The 16,351-nt window shown below is 59.0% G+C and carries 14 protein-coding genes, 3 tRNA genes and 1 pseudogene; 15 read left to right on the top strand and 3 right to left on the bottom strand.

Annotation, left to right across the window (positions count from 1 at the left end; all coding sequences use genetic code 11):
• The first annotated feature begins 30 nt into the window (after window positions 1-30).
• The 13 genes from B0T39_RS09290 (at window position 31) to B0T39_RS25610 (ending at window position 14,038) form a co-directional block, all read left to right on the top strand.
• Window positions 31-276, top strand: a complete 246-nt coding sequence (locus tag B0T39_RS09290; RefSeq protein WP_081545955.1) for a hypothetical protein — start codon at window positions 31-33, stop codon at window positions 274-276.
• Between the two features lies 1 nt (window position 277).
• Entirely contained in the window at window positions 278-982 is a 705-nt protein-coding gene (locus B0T39_RS09285; protein ID WP_081545953.1) for a phage antirepressor KilAC domain-containing protein, read from the top strand.
• A 61-nt stretch (window positions 983-1,043) separates the two neighbouring features.
• Window positions 1,044-1,328 (top strand): phage holin family protein, encoded by a 285-nt coding sequence (locus B0T39_RS09280; protein WP_048408939.1) that lies wholly within the window; start codon window positions 1,044-1,046, stop codon window positions 1,326-1,328.
• Window positions 1,325-1,756, top strand: a complete 432-nt coding sequence (locus B0T39_RS09275; protein ID WP_081545951.1) for a lysozyme — start codon at window positions 1,325-1,327, stop codon at window positions 1,754-1,756. The genes B0T39_RS09280 and B0T39_RS09275 overlap by 4 nt, the downstream gene beginning before the upstream one ends.
• 29 nt (window positions 1,757-1,785) lie before the next feature.
• Window positions 1,786-4,701, top strand: a complete 2,916-nt coding sequence (locus B0T39_RS09270; RefSeq protein WP_081545949.1) for a tape measure protein — start codon at window positions 1,786-1,788, stop codon at window positions 4,699-4,701.
• The gene (locus tag B0T39_RS09265; RefSeq protein WP_081545947.1) at window positions 4,698-4,991 is read left to right on the top strand and encodes a hypothetical protein; all 294 of its coding nucleotides are present in this window, start codon (window positions 4,698-4,700) and stop codon (window positions 4,989-4,991) included. The genes B0T39_RS09270 and B0T39_RS09265 overlap by 4 nt, the downstream gene beginning before the upstream one ends.
• Window positions 4,991-5,587, top strand: coding sequence for a DUF2460 domain-containing protein (locus tag B0T39_RS09260; RefSeq protein WP_081545945.1), 597 nt, complete (start codon window positions 4,991-4,993; stop codon window positions 5,585-5,587). The genes B0T39_RS09265 and B0T39_RS09260 overlap by 1 nt, the downstream gene beginning before the upstream one ends.
• A gap of 3 nt (window positions 5,588-5,590) precedes the next feature.
• The gene (locus B0T39_RS09255) at window positions 5,591-6,445 is read left to right on the top strand and encodes a DUF2163 domain-containing protein (RefSeq protein WP_081545943.1); all 855 of its coding nucleotides are present in this window, start codon (window positions 5,591-5,593) and stop codon (window positions 6,443-6,445) included.
• A 33-nt stretch (window positions 6,446-6,478) separates the two neighbouring features.
• Window positions 6,479-6,676 carry a hypothetical protein gene (locus B0T39_RS24960; RefSeq protein WP_141111154.1) on the top strand — a complete coding sequence of 66 codons (198 nt, stop codon included), beginning with the start codon at window positions 6,479-6,481 and terminating at the stop codon, window positions 6,674-6,676.
• 57 nt (window positions 6,677-6,733) lie between these two features.
• The gene (locus B0T39_RS09250; RefSeq protein ID WP_081545941.1) at window positions 6,734-7,171 is read left to right on the top strand and encodes a C40 family peptidase; all 438 of its coding nucleotides are present in this window, start codon (window positions 6,734-6,736) and stop codon (window positions 7,169-7,171) included.
• A 2-nt stretch (window positions 7,172-7,173) separates the two neighbouring features.
• Entirely contained in the window at window positions 7,174-13,083 is a 5,910-nt protein-coding gene (locus B0T39_RS09245; protein WP_081545939.1) for a phage tail protein, read from the top strand.
• Between the two features lie 46 nt (window positions 13,084-13,129).
• Window positions 13,130-13,558: a hypothetical protein gene (locus tag B0T39_RS09240; RefSeq protein ID WP_081545937.1), complete on the top strand. Its 429-nt coding sequence runs from the start codon at window positions 13,130-13,132 to the stop codon at window positions 13,556-13,558.
• 15 nt (window positions 13,559-13,573) lie between these two features.
• Window positions 13,574-14,038 carry a hypothetical protein gene (locus tag B0T39_RS25610; RefSeq protein ID WP_176219528.1) on the top strand — a complete coding sequence of 155 codons (465 nt, stop codon included), beginning with the start codon at window positions 13,574-13,576 and terminating at the stop codon, window positions 14,036-14,038.
• A gap of 358 nt (window positions 14,039-14,396) precedes the next feature.
• On the opposite strand, the gene B0T39_RS09230 is transcribed toward B0T39_RS25610, so the two are convergent.
• From B0T39_RS09230 to B0T39_RS09220, 3 genes are all read right to left on the bottom strand, one after another.
• Window positions 14,397-14,472 (bottom strand) — tRNA-Thr (locus B0T39_RS09230).
• A 153-nt stretch (window positions 14,473-14,625) separates the two neighbouring features.
• Window positions 14,626-14,702, bottom strand: a tRNA-Pro gene (locus tag B0T39_RS09225).
• An 80-nt stretch (window positions 14,703-14,782) separates the two neighbouring features.
• Window positions 14,783-14,859: transfer RNA gene (locus tag B0T39_RS09220), tRNA-Pro, on the bottom strand.
• A gap of 94 nt (window positions 14,860-14,953) precedes the next feature.
• On the opposite strand from B0T39_RS09220, the gene B0T39_RS09215 reads away from it, so the two are divergent.
• Window positions 14,954-15,934 carry a recombination-associated protein RdgC gene (locus B0T39_RS09215; RefSeq protein ID WP_081545933.1) on the top strand — a complete coding sequence of 327 codons (981 nt, stop codon included), beginning with the start codon at window positions 14,954-14,956 and terminating at the stop codon, window positions 15,932-15,934.
• 331 nt (window positions 15,935-16,265) lie between these two features.
• Window positions 16,266-16,351, top strand: a pseudogene (locus B0T39_RS24950) (IS5/IS1182 family transposase); the annotation flags it as partial.

Below are 16,351 nucleotides of genomic sequence, written 5' to 3'. Positions count from 1 at the left end.
ATCCTGAACGCAATTCAAGGAGATTTCGCTATGGAAGCTAGCGCAAAAAACCAACAAAGTCAAATCAAGACTATGGCGTCCCGTAGCATGGACGCGGCCGGTATCACCATGATCCACGCGGACAGCCTCGCCGGAATCCTTGCCGCTATTGCCAGGCTGTCGCAGGACGACGCCATTACCAAACTGGCATCGCTCGGTAAAACCATTGCCGGCGACTTGCACAACGAGGCCGACCTCTTCCGCGAGGAAACCGAATCCATCGTGCTGGGGGTGTGACATGGAACTGATGACAATGAGCGCCGGCCAGCCGATGACCATGAGCAGCCGGGAGATCGCGGATCTGTGCGATAAGCGCCACGACCATGTTATGCGCGACATCCGCAACATGCTCAGCGACCTGAAAATCACTGACCCCAAATTTGGGGGCAGCTACCAAGACAGTACTGGCCGCGCCTTGCCGTGCTTCAATCTCGACAAAGAACTGTCGATGACCCTGGTCGCCGGCTACAACGTAGTGCTGCGCAACCGCATCATCAAGCGCTGGATGGAGTTAGAGCAGAAAGCGCAGCAGCCCGACCCTATCCAGGTGCTGAATGACCCGGCAGCAATGCGCGGCCTGCTGCTGACCTACAGTGAGAAGGTTTTATCACTGGAAAGCAAGGTGGAGTCTATGGCACCCAAGGTCCAAGCCCTGGAGCGCATCTCGGAAGCCGAAGGCGCATCATGCATCACCAATGCTGCCAAGGCCTTGCAACTGCGGCCGAAGGACTTGTTCACCTACCTCAATCAGCACCGCTGGATTTACAAGCGCCCCGGTAGCGCATCATGGACCGCCTACCAAGACAAAATTCAGGCCGGAGTGCTGGAGCACAAAGTCACCACCGTCAGCCGCAGCGATGGCAGTGAAAAAGTTGTAGAGCAGGTACTGGTGACGCCCAAGGGGCTGGCCAAACTTGCTGAGAATGTCCGAACGATGCACTGAATCACCTCTTTTATCCACCCAAACCCGCCGCCCGGCGGGTTTTTCTATTCAAGGAACCATCATGCAGGAGCACGAGAAAGGTGTTCTGTACTTGGTCGTAATCGGTGCCGTAATTGGCCTGGGCAAGCTGCTCGTGAGCTCGGAAAAGATCACCGGCCGCCTGGCGCTGGGCCGGGCCATCCTGGGCGGCGCGACGTCCACCGTTGCCGGCGTCGTGCTGGCGCAATTTCCTACCATTCCTCTGCCTGCCCTCATTGGCGTGGGCAGCGCGCTGGGCATCCTTGGCGCCCAGTTCCTGGAAGCGTGGCTGAAGACCCGGGTCAACCAATTGGAGCAGAAGCCATGAAGGCCAGTAACGGCGGAATCAAGTTGATCCAGGGCTTTGAAGGCCTGCGTCTCAAGGCCTACCAGGACTCGGTAGGCGTCTGGACCATAGGCTACGGCCACACCGGTCCTGACGTTACGCCTGGACAAGTCATCACCCAGGCGCAGGCCGACGCGCTGCTGGCGCGCGACTTGGAGCGATTTGAAGCCGGTGTCGCGCGGCTGGTCAAGGTGCCGCTGAACCAGAACCAGTTCGATGCGCTGGTCTGCTTCAGCTTCAATCTTGGTCTGGGCGCGCTGCAAGGCTCTACGCTGCTGCGATTGCTCAACGCGGGCGACTACGCCGGCGCGGCCGTTCAGTTCCCGCGGTGGAACAAAGCCGGCGGCAAGGAGCTGCCCGGCCTCACCCGGCGCCGCGCAGCCGAGCAATCCCTCTTTCAGGCCGCTTAACCAGCGGCCTTTCTCTTTTGGTGGTCTAGATGAGCAACGATATCGAAGTAAAAGTCGGCGCAAGAACCAGTGATCTCGAAGCCGGGATGAGCCGCACCACTCGCGTCATTGCCGCTTCGATGACTGATATCAAGCGCCAATTCGACGGCTTCAGCAGCATGATGACCGGGCTCAAGAGCGTGCTGGGCGGGCTTGCTCTCAGTGCACTCGGCAAACAAGCAATTGATGTGATGTCGTCATTCGAACAATTAGAAATCCGGCTCAACTCGGTGATGGGCAGTGCCACCAAGGGGCAAGAGGCCTTCGCGTGGATCAAACAGTTTGCTAAGGACACTCCTTTCGAGGTCGATCAAGTCACCCAGTCGTTCATGTTGCTGAAGAACATGGGCATTGACCCCATGGGTGGCGCGATGAAGTCGATCGCCGACCGCGCGGCTCAGACTGGCGGCGGGTTCGAAACGCTGCAGCGCATCTCGCTAGCGCTGGGTCAGGCCTGGACCAAGAGCAAGCTGCAAGGTGAAGAAGCAATGCAGCTACTGGAAGCCGGCGTCCCAGTCTGGGACATGCTGTCAAAGGTGCTCGGCAAGACCACCGCGGAAGTCCAAGAGCTCTCCTCAAAAGGCCGGCTCGGTCGTGATGTGCTGAAGGCGCTGATCGACGAAATGGGGCGTTCTTCTGCGGGCGCAGCGGAAGCCCAGATGAAGAGTCTGGCCGGACAGATATCTAACCTGGCCGACAACGCAAAGGGAGCAGCAGATGAGCTACGTCGTGCTGGCGGGTTAGATCCGTTCAAAGAAGCTATCTCCGGGCTAAATACCGAGTTCGATCGACTGGAGAAAAACGGCACCATCAACCGCTGGGCACACGGTATTGCTGATGCCATGCGAGAGATCGCCAGCAACACCCGCGAGGCCCTTGATGCTGTATCCGATGCAGCCAATCGAATTGCGGGCGACATAGGCAAAGCCACAGATGCAGTCGCGAAAGATGTTGATGGCGTATCTGTCGTCACTCAAACCATGGCCACCATCATTACCGAGGCATCCTATTTCGTGCAAACGGCATGGGCCTCGCTTGCCGGCGCGGTGCGCGACGTCCGGGCCGTCATCGTGACGGCGTGGGAGAGCATCACTCTCGCAGTGAAGACAGCTAGAGAATTTATCTCGGGTCATATTGAGGTGCTGGTTGGGTGGTTCCGCATTCTGGGCAATGTAGCTGGCGCAGTGCTGCGAGGGGATTTCTCCGGAGCAGCAACCGCGTGGGACAGCGGACTTAAGCAAATTCAGAGCATAGTGGCAAACCGCACCGCCAACATCGCAAAGCAGGCCAAAGATGCTCAGAAATCTGTCGCCGATGTTTGGAAAAACAGCGGAATGATGACTTCTGGCACGGAGCTGAATCAAATACAGAAGCAACGCGACCAGCGGATACAACGTATTTTTGCGCCCACAGCCAGCTACAGCAATGAGGGGCGAATCCCCCCAGCAGAGGCAGCCAAACCCAAAACAACACCCACAAAGCCGCCGAAGCTGCTCGACGAGAAGGAGAAGAAAAAGCGCAAGCCGAAAGAGGAGTCGCGCCTCAGCGAATGGAACAACGAGCTCGACTCGAAACGCCTTGATGCTGAGATGGCCGGGAATAAGCTTTCCGCCCAAGCAGAGGCCGATTTCTGGCAGCAGAAGCTGGCGCTGACCAAGGCAAACAGCAAAGAGCGCGAACAGGTCGTGCGGCAACACACCCATGCGCTGCTGGCAATACAGCGCGAGGGCGACCGCAACGCGAAGGAGCTGGAGCAGGCGCAAATGGACGCGCGCCGGCAAGCGCAAGACACGGCCTTGCAGATCGATGAAGCCGCCTACCAGCGCGAAGCCGAAATGCTTGGACTATCCGCTGACGAGCAGGAGGCCACACTTATAGCCTTCGAGCAGCGCCGACTAGAGATCAAGCAGTCCTTCCTTGATCAGCGCATCGCGGCGCTGGAGCGCGACCCAGACCACAACATCGCTGAGGTTTACCGCTTGCAACAGGAGCGGGAGCAGGCCGAAATCCAGCACCAGGCCAGGCTTGCGGAGATCAGGGGCGCATCCGCAAAACCGGGATACGACCGCTGGCAGGGTGCGGAGGACGACACGAGCAGCATGTACGAGGACGGACTTCAACGGATGCTGCAAGGCACCCTGTCGTTCAAGCAAGCAATTCAGGGTGTTTGGGCAGAGATTGGGCGCATCATGGTGCAAAACTTGGTGTTGAGGCCAGCCGCCGAACTTGCCGGAAAATACACACGGGAAATAGCCCAAGAAAGCGCTCATCATGCAGCCTTGTTCGCCATCGAGCAGGGATGGCTTACCAAGAAGCTGGCGATCAAACTGGGCCTGATCAAGGCGGACGCCGCCGCCACCGCAACGGGGGAAACCGTCAAAACCGGCGCAGTCGCCGCGGGCGAGGCGGCTCGAACTGGGGCGACGGCAACCGGCACGCTCGCGCGCCTGGGACTCAAGGCAATGGAAGCGGTGAAGTCCATCATGCTCAGCGCCTGGGAGGCCATGGCCTCAGCATTCAAGGCAATCGTCGGAATCCCCTATGTCGGACCAGTCCTTGCTGTTGGCGCTGGTGCGGCGGCCTTTGCAGCCGTATCTGGAATCGCAAGCAGGGTCAAATCCGCACGCGGAGGCTACAGCATTCCGCGAGGCGTCAACCCGATGACCCAACTGCACGAAGAGGAAATGGTGCTGCCGCGCGGTGAGGCGGCTGTAATTCGTGGGCTGGCAGGCCGTGGCGGTGGCGCCGGCAGCGGCGAAGAACCCGCCTCTCCCTCTTCGGTTTTCCAGGTGACCTACAACGACCACAGCGGCAAACTGACCCAGCAGGATATCGACGACAATGCCCGGAAGATTATGCGGGCGCTGGAAAAACAACATCGCAACTTTGCAAGGAGCAAGCCATGAGCAACGTCATCACCTTCCCTAGCCATGCTGCCCGTGATTGGGCAGGAATTGAGCGTTTGCTGCGTGAGGTGATCCTTGAGGGCGGCGGCGACCAGGATCTTTTCGGCTTTGTTGTACGCCGCTTGAAGGCCGACTACCACGCTCTTGCGCAAACATTACCCGTCCCGGTGCCTGATGGCATGGCAGAAGCCGCTGAAACGATTAATGCCTTTCACCAAGAGAACACCGCCAAGCTGCTGTTCAGTCTCTCCAAGGCTTATATCGAGCTGTACCAGCATGGGGCGCGCTGATGTCGAACGCCATCTTCCCAACCTTCCCCGGCTTGGCCTGGGGGGTGGTCAAGGCTCCGCAGTTCACGACGCGCATTCAGCGCGCCGCCAGCGGTAGAGAGCTGCGAGCGTCCTTGACCGCCTACCCCACGTACACGATCCGGCTGTCGTTCGAGTTCCTGCGCGCTGACGAATTCCAGCAGCTGCTGGGCTTCTTCCTGGCGCGGCGCGGCGCGTGGGACTCGTTCCTGTTCACGGACCCTGACGACTGCCAGGTGACGGACTACCGGATCGCCGCCGGCGACGGCAATCGCAACCTGTTCCAACTGCTTCGCCCGTGCGGCGGCTTCATCGAGCCTGTCGAGAATGTCAACACAATAACCGAGGTCAAGGTCGGTGGCGCGGTTAAGGTCCAGGGCCGGGACTACACCGTCACGCCTACCGGAATCCTCGCCTTCAACCCGGCGCCAGGGCCTGGCCAAGATGTGACGTGGACGGGGAGCTTCTACTACCGCTGCCGCTTCAAAGACGACTTCGCCGATTTCTCCAAATTCATGCAACAGCTCTGGGAGTTCAAGAAGTGCGAGCTCGTTGGGGCGACTGGAAATAAGGTCTGAAACATGCGCAATGCAAGCCCTGCCCTGCAGGCCCTGCTGAACTCCGGCAGGGCCTTTTTCATGGCCGATCTGTACACCTTCACGCTGGTCGGCGGTGCCATTGTCCGATACACGAGCGCCGACGTTGACCTTGCCGTCAATGGGCAGTCGTTTTCGAGCAAAGGGCCGCTCTTCAAGCGCGGCCGCACGCGGCTGACTCTGGGCCTGGAAGTGGACACGCTCGATCTGACCCTGTACGCGGACAGCACACACACGATCAACGGCGTGCCCTGGCTCCACGCCGCGCGCGTCGGCGCGCTTGATGCTGCGGCCGTGCGCCTGGAGCGCGTGTTTGCGACCGACTGGACCGATACCAGCGCCGGCAGCATCCTCCTTTTCGAGGGGCGCATCGCCGACGTGAAGCCGAGTCGCACGGAACTGCGCTTGACGGTGAAATCCGAACTGGAGCTGCTGGACACCCAGATGCCGCGCAACCTCTACCAGCCTGGCTGCCTACATACCCTGCACCAGGGCGGTTGCGGCATCTCGAAAGAGGCATTTGCCATCAACAGCACCGTGAACGGTGGCAGCACCGTCAACCGGATCAACTGCTCGCTGACACAGGCCGCCGGCTATTTCTCGCTGGGAACCATCCGCTTCAACAGCGGCCCGAATGCCGGCGTGATCCGGTCGGTGAAAGACTACAGCCCCGGCGTTGTGACGCTGTCCGCCCCGCTGGTCATGCAGTGCAACCCGGGCGACAGCTTCACGATCTATCCCGGCTGCGACAAGACCAAAGCAACCTGCCAGGCGAAGTTCAACAACGTGATCAACTTCCGCGGTCATCCGTATGTTCCGGCGCCGGAGACCGTGCTTTAATACCCGTTCCGCATAAACCAAAGAGGTGTGAACATGGTTGAAATGAAAATTGTTCTAGGTGGCGGCCTTGGCCCAGAAGATGCTGCCGCCACTCTTGAACGCTTGGTGAACTCCCATATCAGAGAAGGGTGGGAGATGCACGGGCAAGCCTTCATCATTCCCGATGATCAGGAAGTCGGAGGAAATCAATGTATCTCAATGGCCCAACAAATGATTAGGCGTCCGCTATAACCACGATTAGATTTTTCAATAAAGCACCTTCGGGTGCTTTTTTTATTGCCGATCGCCATGCACAAAACCGAGCAAAAACAGCGCGCCACCGTGGTGGCCGAGGCCATGACCTGGCTAAACACACCCTACCACCACCAGGGCAACGTCAAGGGGGCCGGCGCCGACTGCGCCTTCCTGCTGATCCGCGTCTTTCATGCCTGCGGCCTGCTTCCAGACATTGACCCGCGTCCCTACCCGATGGACTGGCATCTGCACCGCGGTGAGGAGCGATATCTCCGCTGGGTTGAGGAATACGCCAGGCCGGTGGAAACGCCTCAGCCCGGCGACATCGTTGTCTACAAGTTCGGTCGCTGCATCAGCCACGGCGCGATCGTCATTGACTGGCCCACCATCCTGCACGCCTACGTCGGCGAAGGCGTGGTGCTGACCGACGCGGAGAACACCCCGCGCCTACAAGACCGACAGGTCGGCTTCTATTCGATTTGGGAGAAATAAGTATGGGCGGCATGTTTGGAGGGGGCGGCACCAAGATTTCGACCAGCGCCCCGGTCGTTTCAAGCCTGCGCATGCAGACCTCTGCCTATGGCCGGGCCATACCCCTGATCTATGGCAAATCGCGCGTTGCGTCTAACGTGATTTGGTACGGCGACTTCATATCGATTGAGCGCCGCAGCACACAAAGCGCCGGCGGCAAAGGCGGTGGCGGCGGCGGTACGACCGTTGAATCGATCTCGTATACCTACCAAGTCGCCCTGCAGCTCGGCCTGTGCGAGGGCCCGGTGCGCAGCGTTACAAATGCATGGGTCGGTAAGAAGGTCGGCTCCATCGATCACTGGAACCTGTCCCAGTTCAACGGCAGCTACAGCCAGCAACCGATGGGCTATGTCCAAAGCCGCCATCCCGACCAGGCCCTGGCATACCGCGGCACGGCCTATGTCGGCACCGGCGTCTTTGAGCTGGGTGAAGATCCGACGCTGCCGAACATGACGTTCGAGATCGACAGCGGCTTCGGCTTCTCCAACGATATCCGCGATGCAAACCCGCGCGACGTTGTGCTGGACTTCAGCACGAACCCCTATTACGGCGCCGGCGTACCTGCGTCCAAATTCGGCGACCTCAAGCCGTTCTCCGATTTTTGTGTCGCCAACGGACTGTTCATATCGCCGGCCTACACCGAGCAAGAGCCCGCGCACGAGATCCTTGCGCGCCTGTTCCGTCTGACCAACAGTGGCGTGTACTTCAGCGAGGGCAAGATCAAGGTCGTGCCCTATTCCGACTCTGCTGCCACCGGTAACGGCGTCACCTTCACCCCGAACATGACCCCGGTCTACGACCTGACCGATGACGACTTCCTGACCAGCGGCAGCGAAGACCCGATCCTATGCACCCGTGTTGCTGCCTCCGATGCCCATAACTCGGTGCGCGTGAAGTTCTTCAACCGCGGCAACAGCTACAACGAGGAAGTGGCCGAGGCCAAGGATCAGGCCAGCATCGAGCAGTTTGGACTTCGCACGCTTGAAGTCGAGCTGCATGAAGTCGCCGACGCCGGCGTCGCTCGTCTGGTCGCTCAACAGATCCTGCAGCGCAGCCTGTACGTCCGGAACAGCTACGAATTCCGCCTGGGCTGGAAGTATGCCCTGCTTGAGCCGACCGACCTCGTGACCCTGACCGATGCGGCGCTTGGTCTGGACAAGACCCCCGTCCGGATTACCGAGATCGAGGAAGACGAAGACGGCGAGCTGATGGTGCGCGCCGAGGAAGTGCCGCTGGGTTCTGTTGGCGCTACACGCTATCCAACCCAAAACGGGGACGGATATTCGTCGAACTACAACCTGCCCGCCGGCCCGGTGAGTCAGCCAGTCATCTTCGAACCGCCGCTGTCGCTGGCCGGCGCGCCGCAGATCTGGATTGCCACCTCCGGCGGCAAAAACTGGGGCGGCTGCGACGTTTGGGTGTCCGACGACAACGCCACCTATCTGCGCATCGGTCGTATTGTCGGCCGCTCGCGCCATGGCGTGCTGGCCTCCAAGCTGGACAATGGCCCGGGCGTCGACACCGTCAACAACCTCCGCGTTGACTTGTCCGTGTCCGGCGGCGCGCTGCTGGCGGCAACTCAGCAGAACGCCGAAGAGCTTGTGACCCTCTGCTATGTTGACGGCGAGCTTTTAGCTTATCGCGACGCGACGCTGACCGCGCCGAATCAGTACGACCTGGGCTATCTGGTGCGTGGCGCTCACGGCACAGTCATCAGCAGCCATGCGGCCGGCAGCAAATTCGCGCGCCTTGATCAGGCCCTGGCCAAATTCCCATACGACAAGGCCAAAGTCGGGAAGACCGTTTACATCAAGCTCCAGTCGTTCAACATTCACGGTGGCGGCGTAGAAGACTTGTCCACGTTGACACCGGTGACCTACCAGATCACCGGCGCGCCGTTGGCGGATGTCACCGGCCTGGCACTGGAGCAACCCTTCATCGGCCGCAGCTGCAAGATCAAATGGAACCCAGTCGACGGCGCCGCAAACTACACGGTGGAAGTGTGGGCCGGCACCCCGCAGACACTGCGCAGGTCGGCATCGGTGGGCGACGCCCGTCGCTTCGAATATAGCTGGGAGGATGGCAAGGCCGATGGCGGGCCATGGCGTCAGCTCGTATTCCGCGTGCGCGCCACCAGCCAGACCGGAGCATCTGGCAACTGGGCAACCTTGGTTGCATCCAACCCGGTGCCTGCGGTGCTGACCGGTGTCTCGGTGAATCCGGGCTTCAAATCCGCATTTTTCTCATGCAATCAGCCCGCCGACACCGACATTACCGGCATCCGGATCTGGATGTCGGCCACGTCGGGCTTTTCGCCTGCTGACGACTGCCTGGTCTATGACGGGCCGGACTTCTTCACCACCCTGTATAAGCTGTGGTCTGGCGCTGAACTTGCCGCCGGCACCACCTACTATGTCAAAGCCGCGGCATACGACAGCTTCGGCAAGGATGGGCTCAATATCTCTAGCGAGGTCGCCGTTACGCCGGTATCGGTCGCCGGCGGCATCAAGCCAGGCGAGATTGAAGCCGAGATGATTAAAGCCATCGACGCTTCGAAAGTGGTCGGGACGCTGAAGGACTGGCAGATCGATGCAATCAACGCGCTGAAGGTCACCGGACAACTGAGCGATGCCCAGGTAGCTGGTCTGTCTGTTGAAAAGCTGGTCGGCCAGGTCAAGCTTGCGCAGTTGGCTGGTGATGTTCAAGGCCCGCTAAACAGCGCTGTCAGCACAGCAAACCAGGCACTTGTAAAGGCGAATGAGTCCGCCAGCGCGACCACGGTCCAAAAGCTGCAAGCAGCCGTCGGCCAACGCCGGCGCATGCTGTTGCGCTCGTGCGGATTCAACGATCCGCAGCGTGATAGCGGTTTGTGGGTTGACGATGCGAAGGTACTGGGCGGCGGCCAGGGCTACACGCTGGCAACGATCAATGAAGCGGGTAACGTCGTAGCGTCCGCTCGGTTTGATTTTCAGTCTGACGATTCTGCACAGGCCGCCGCGAACTGGCTCAATGCTGTGCAAACCGGGACCGCTATTTTCGTTTATTCGGATGAAGATGCCTGGGCGCGGCGGCTGAAAAGCGGCTTCCCGGACGCGCTCTACCGCGTCGGCGCCAGCAAAGCCGTCTTCGGGAATCCGGCCTTAAAGTTTCGATCCGCATACCTTCTTGTCGGCCGGGCCGGTGTTGGTGAAGGCAGTGGCTTTGAAATGTATGCCGGCCAGGCCTATGCCGATCCTGCAGCTCGCGTTGAATTGAAGTTTGACTGGCTGAATGGCAGCCCCATGGGCCTTGGTAACAATGCGCTTGGCTCTCTGCTGCAGAAGAACGTCGACAGCGCACTGACTCGCGTGGGCTGGGTCGAAGCGGCATTGAACGACAAGGCCGCGGCCGGCGACCTGACGGCGTTGCAGTCGACTGTCGCCGGCAACAAGGCTACCGCTGACCAGCAGCTTGCGACGCTTGCAGATGCTGATAAAGCTCTTGGCCAAAGCATCAACCAAGTGAACGCGCGACTTGCACCTGGTGGCGATATTAACGGTGCGATCGTAGGCAAAGCAGCGCAGTCGGAACTGGATGCTGCCGTGCAACGGATCGCCAGCGCGGAAACCAGCATTGCAGGTAAAGCGTCGGCGAGTGATGTCAGCCGCTTGCAGGCATCTGTCAGCCGCAATCTACTGGACACGTCAGCATGGAAACCAGGGGCTTCATTCCCGGTCGGGAAATTCGTTCCCAACGAAAACTTCCTCAATGAGAACGCTCTGATTCTCGCTGACGGCCCGTTCGGCGAGAAATTGACGGTGTGGAAAGGAACGGCAAAAGGAGGTAACGAGGATGGCGGCTGGAATTACAACAACATTCCAGTAGACGAGACTCAACGCTACCGGCTGACCGTTTGGATGCGCCCGATGGCGGGGAATGCTCAGATGTATTTGGGCACCCAAAACGTGTCCGATATCGGCGGTGTGGAAAATGGAAACCCATATTTCTACCAGACATACAAATCCAACTTTATCGCCGGGCGCTGGTATTTGTGGGTGGGTTATATCTTTCCCAGCTCATACACTGGTCCGCAATTGGGTATGTCCGGCGTCTACGACGGTATCACTGGGGCAAAAGTCGCGACTGGCATAGATTACCGAATCACTCCCGGATCCAAGGTGAGCACTCACCGCGCCTACCAGTATTACGCCGATCAAGGTGCCGAACAGTACTTCGCTCTTCCGCGTTTCGAAGTTTGCGACGGCAATGAGCCCACCCTGTCAGAACTGCTATCCGGTGCGGCGCTGTTCAGCGCCAATGCCGCGATTTCGCGGATCAGCACGGTTGAGTCAACCGTAGCGGGCAAGGCCAATGCTCAGGATGTCACCACACTTGCCGCGCGCGTGGGAACAGCCGAGGCGAGCGTCACCCAAGTCCAGCAGGCGCAGGCCACGCTAGACGGCAAAGTGGCCAGCAAGTGGGGGGTTGTGCTGGAAGCGGCTGATGCTAATGGCAACAGAAAGGTTTCCGGGTTACAGGCCTTCAACGACGGCAGTACATCAGCATTCATCATTACCGCATCACAGGTAATGGTGGGCGAGTTCGGTAATCTAGTCGGCAATCCTGATGGTAAGAATGGCAGCGACGGCTGGTCGGCAGCGACGGCTGGCCTGGAAGGAAATTTGCCCTATTTGAGCGTACCCGCTGGCGCGCGTGACAGCGTATACGGCACGTTTTTCCCTGTGCAAGGCGGCGATGAATTTCTTAGCTCATTCGAAGCCAAGTGGATCGCGGGCGGCACAAGTGGTACGACTCTTGGCCTGTATTTTGTCGATGATCCGGTGGCTCCAAATCAGCAGACTTGGCTGGGCTGCGGCTATATTTCACAAACGACTATTTGGACGAAAATAGATGGAGCAATACGTGCTCCGTCCTGGGCGCGTTACGCTCGCGTCTGGTGGCAGCGCAACGGTTTTGGCGCGGATTGCGGAGAGTGGCGAGGCCGCAATCTGTCCATTCGTCGACGCAACACCGGCAATCTGATCGTCGATGGCGCCATCACCACCGACAAGGTGGCAGCCAATGCGGTCACGGCGGACAAGATCGCAGCGAACCAGATTACTGCGACTCACATCGTCGTGGGATCGTTGACCGGCGATCGCCTTGCCGCCAATAGCATCACCGGTGACAAGGTCCAAGCCGGGGCGATCACGGCCAATCACATCGACTCTCGCAACCTGACGATCAAGGACACCGCGGGCAACATCATTTTTGGCGCTGGCCAGAATCTCGATGTTAACCGTGTGGCCGGACTGGGAAGCTTGGCGAGAAAGTCACAGGTCGCCGCCAGTGACATGGCGGTCGGTCAGTTGTCCGCGATCACGGCCAACATCGGTGAAGTGACTGCCGGGATCATGTATTCCAATGACCGGCAGAAGTATTTCAACCTCGACCCAAGCCGTAGTCCTGCAATGATGCATGTCCCCGGCGCGGTGCAGATCAACTTCGACGGCTCGGGCTATTTCGCCCGCACCATCGTATCTGCTCCGGACGTTCGCGCCAGCGGCGTTGCATGGGTTAATTCTGGCTGGCTCGGTAGCAGTGGGACATGGACCACCTTTATCGATACCGGCGTGAACTTGCCCAGCGGCTGGTCCAGCTCGTCGTCCGACATGTTCCAAGCCTCTGCCACCATCGCAGGCGGCAACACCCAGTCCGGCGGTGCCATGGGTTACACATCGGTCGAAGTTGTTCACGGTGACGGCCTGCTCGCCGGCGCAGCGAACAGCCCAATCGATAACCGGATGTACATCAAGTTCACATGGAACGGCGCAGGCACGTCAGGCGGGGTGATCAACATCACCCGCATCGACTGGAAGCTCGTTCGGGTCTGATCTCTTCGTTTTTCCCAACAGCAGCACCCTTTGATAGGAGACTCTCATGAAGCCTCTGGCTTTTCTATTGCCGATCGTATTTGCAGCATCTGCGCATGCTGTCGAAATCACCCCGAGCCTGATCGCGGCCACCACAAGGTGGCAGCAAGGCGGAAGCCTGGCAGACCCTGGCGCCGGCGTGGCGCTCAACATACGGCTGCAAGATGGGCCGGAACTGGGCGCGGCATACATGCAGCACCGGCTGAACGGCTCGGTTGAGCATGTTGTCGCATTCGGCCCGCGCTGGCAGACAGCCGGCCGGTGGCATGTTGGTGCCAGCCCTCAGATAGTGGGATTGCAGTACGAGGGCCGCACCATCGCACGCCCTGCCCTGACGCTGACCGGCGGTTACAGCGGCTATCACCTTGACCTGATGCTCATGCCAAAGAGCAACCGGCCGCCCGGCGCGTGGCTGTGGATCAGGACAGACCTTTAAGGGAGGTGCTTATTCATGAATTGGATCAAAGCTGCGGCGGCCTTGTTATTGGCCGCCGTTTTACTTTTCGCCGGCTGGCATTACCGGTCGGCACTGGCTGAGCGTGATGCCGCGGCCCAGCGCGCCGAGGCTGCTGAAACGGTAGTTGTTGCGGAGAAAGCAGCCAGGGCAAAGGAACAGAGCACGGCCAAGAGCGACGCATCAGCCGCAGCGGCCTATCAGGAGGGATTGGAAAATGGGAAAGTGGAACTTCAAGGGGCTGTTGCTCGTCTGCGCGCTCAGCTCCGGCTGCGCGACCAGCGCGCCGCCGGCGGCAATCTGCCCGACGCTGCCACCGGCGCCGGCCGACGTGATGCGTCCGCGCCAACCGACTTTCTTGCAGCGCATGGAGACGATGCTCTCAGACTCGCTGCCGAAGCTGACGACGCAGTCCGGCAGCTCAGTGCCTGCCAAAAGATAATTATGAACGGCAGACAATAACAGCCTTCCGCTTTACTAACCTTTGGGCGGTAGAGTCCTAGCTCATTTCTTTTCTAGAGCCTGTTCAACCGCCCAAACTAACTCCCTTATATCGGGCAAAAGCCTCACCATCTCGTCATGACTTTTAAACGACAACAAAAAATCACGTGACACGCCATCGATGTAGCATCTGACGGTTTCATCCGTTTCTCTCTCGAAAGTCACTATGCTCATACTGGGCAGCCCACAAAATGACAAAGACATTAAAAACAAATTAGAAAAAGCCCGACGCAGGCCGGGCATTTCTAGGTACAAAAACAGGTCATTACGCCAGATTTACGCCAAACCACACGTAACGTCCTGATTTATATATTGTTTGTGGTGCCGGTAAGAGGAGTCGAACCCCCGACCTTCGCATTACGAATGCGCTGCTCTACCAACTGAGCTATACCGGCACATCACTCCGCCCTGAAGCAGAGCGCGTAATAATAAACAGTTTCCGTCGATTTGAAAAGAGGTGGCGGTCATTTCCAAATATCCGATTTAACTTATCCGCGCTCCAATGCAAAAACCCTGAATTCAATGATTTGAATTCAGGGTTTTGAATCTGGTCGGAGTGAGAGGATTCGAACCTCCGGCCTCTACGTCCCGAACGTAGCGCTCTACCAGGCTAAGCTACACTCCGTTTACTGCCTCCGGCGCAGAGCGCCGAGGAGCAGAAATTTACTACATCCGATGTTTTCTGACAAGCTTTTTCTATTTGACTGGTCGGAGTGAGAGGATTCGAACCTCCGGCCTCTACGTCCCGAACGTAGCGCTCTACCAGGCTAAGCTACACTCCGACGACCATCTAAAAGCTTGTCTGAAAACCGCCCCGCTGCCGTCTTGGCTGCGGTACAATCTGTGGCATCAGAGGACGCGCATTATGGAACAAATATGTGGTTTAGGCAACTATCTTTTTACCGTTTGAATCAAGACGACGCCCCCAACAACGAGCAGCTTTCCGCCGCGCTGGAAAAGCGTCCATTCCAACACTGCATGGGTCTGGACTGGTTCAGCGAGGGCTGGGTGCCCGCCGCCGGCCATCTGGACGCGCCGGTTTACGCAGTGCGCGGCTGCCAGATGGTGTCGCTGCGCCGCGAGGACAAAGTGCTGCCCTCATCGGTGATCCGCGATTTCGTCGAGCTGAAAGTCGCCGAGATCGAAGACAAAGAACTGCGCAAGGTGGGCCGCAAGGAAAAGCTGGCGCTGAAAGAGCAGATCACCGACGACCTGCTGCCGCGCGCCTTTGTGCGCAGCAGCCGGATGAGCGCCTATCTGGACACTCGCCGCGGCTGGCTGATGGTGGATTCGGCCGCCGCCAGCAAGGCGGAGGCGCTGGTCTCCAAGCTGCGCGAAGCCTTGCCCCCCTTCCCCGCCGCGCTACCGCGCACCAAGATCGCGCCACATACCGCGATGACGGACTGGCTGGCGGCCGGTGAAGCGCCGGCCGGCTTTGAGCTGGATTCCGATTGCGAATTAAAAGACAGCGGAGAGAACGGCGCGGTGGTGCGTTGCGCGCGCATCGATCTGACCGCGGACGAGATTCGCCAACACATCGCCACCGGCAAGCAAGTGACCCGGGTTGGCCTGATCTGGCAGGAAAAGATCCGCTTCCAACTGACCGATATGCTGCAGCTGAAGCGGCTGCAGTTCCTGGACCTGCTGCAGGATGAAGCCAGCCAGGCGGGCGATGATAGAGAAAGCCTGTTCGAAGCCACCTTCACCCTGATGAGCGAAGAATTGGGCGAGCTGGTGGACGCTTTGGTCGCCGCGCTGGGCGGATTGGAAGAAGCATCCAGCCCGACAGCCGCTCCTGTGACGAACAACCCCCCCGCCGCCGTAGATGAAAACACAGCGGAAGTGCCCTGGGATTGATCCTCATTCCGCCCCGCAAGCAATGCGCTACGGGGCGGTATTTTCCTCTCCCAGCCTCCCTGCTCCATTCTTGAGCGCCACACCCATAGCAATTGGCTAAGCAAAAACGAAAAACAATCAATTTCACAAATAAAAATCGCTGAGCGATACTGTGGACAATCAAGCAACGGAGATCCCGATGAAACCAGTCAACTGGCAAGCGCTCTGGCTGGAATTGTGCGCCAACTTCGCCTGGCTGCAATAAGCACAGAACCCCTGACAGATACACAGCTTTTCGTGGCTCGCCTCTCAGAGCCTGTTCACGATCTTTTCGTCCTGAGATAATTGCCGCATGCGAAGAAGCCATTATCCAAGCGACGTAAGTCGTGAACAGTTCGAACAGATCAGACCGCTATTGGAAAGCGTACGCAAGAAAAC

Source organism: Chromobacterium haemolyticum, assembly GCF_002081825.1.
GTDB classification, from domain to species: domain Bacteria; phylum Pseudomonadota; class Gammaproteobacteria; order Burkholderiales; family Chromobacteriaceae; genus Chromobacterium; species Chromobacterium fluminis.
The sequence above is the reverse complement of the archived record's forward strand: the minus strand, read 5'-3'. Positions and strand labels throughout refer to the sequence as shown.

Coding starts and splice junctions, on each gene's coding strand:
- B0T39_RS09260 (WP_081545945.1), top strand. CDS start 4,991: ATGTCGAACGCCATCTTCCCAACCTTCCCCGGCTTGGCCTGGGGGGTG.
- B0T39_RS09250 (WP_081545941.1), top strand. CDS start 6,734: ATGCACAAAACCGAGCAAAAACAGCGCGCCACCGTGGTGGCCGAGGCC.
- B0T39_RS09280 (WP_048408939.1), top strand. CDS start 1,044: ATGCAGGAGCACGAGAAAGGTGTTCTGTACTTGGTCGTAATCGGTGCC.
- B0T39_RS09265 (WP_081545947.1), top strand. CDS start 4,698: ATGAGCAACGTCATCACCTTCCCTAGCCATGCTGCCCGTGATTGGGCA.
- B0T39_RS09290 (WP_081545955.1), top strand. CDS start 31: ATGGAAGCTAGCGCAAAAAACCAACAAAGTCAAATCAAGACTATGGCG.
- B0T39_RS24960 (WP_141111154.1), top strand. CDS start 6,479: ATGGTTGAAATGAAAATTGTTCTAGGTGGCGGCCTTGGCCCAGAAGAT.
- B0T39_RS09245 (WP_081545939.1), top strand. CDS start 7,174: ATGGGCGGCATGTTTGGAGGGGGCGGCACCAAGATTTCGACCAGCGCC.
- B0T39_RS09285 (WP_081545953.1), top strand. CDS start 278: ATGGAACTGATGACAATGAGCGCCGGCCAGCCGATGACCATGAGCAGC.
- B0T39_RS09275 (WP_081545951.1), top strand. CDS start 1,325: ATGAAGGCCAGTAACGGCGGAATCAAGTTGATCCAGGGCTTTGAAGGC.
- B0T39_RS09270 (WP_081545949.1), top strand. CDS start 1,786: ATGAGCAACGATATCGAAGTAAAAGTCGGCGCAAGAACCAGTGATCTC.
- B0T39_RS09215 (WP_081545933.1), top strand. CDS start 14,954: ATGTGGTTTAGGCAACTATCTTTTTACCGTTTGAATCAAGACGACGCC.
- B0T39_RS09255 (WP_081545943.1), top strand. CDS start 5,591: ATGCGCAATGCAAGCCCTGCCCTGCAGGCCCTGCTGAACTCCGGCAGG.
- B0T39_RS25610 (WP_176219528.1), top strand. CDS start 13,574: ATGAATTGGATCAAAGCTGCGGCGGCCTTGTTATTGGCCGCCGTTTTA.
- B0T39_RS09240 (WP_081545937.1), top strand. CDS start 13,130: ATGAAGCCTCTGGCTTTTCTATTGCCGATCGTATTTGCAGCATCTGCG.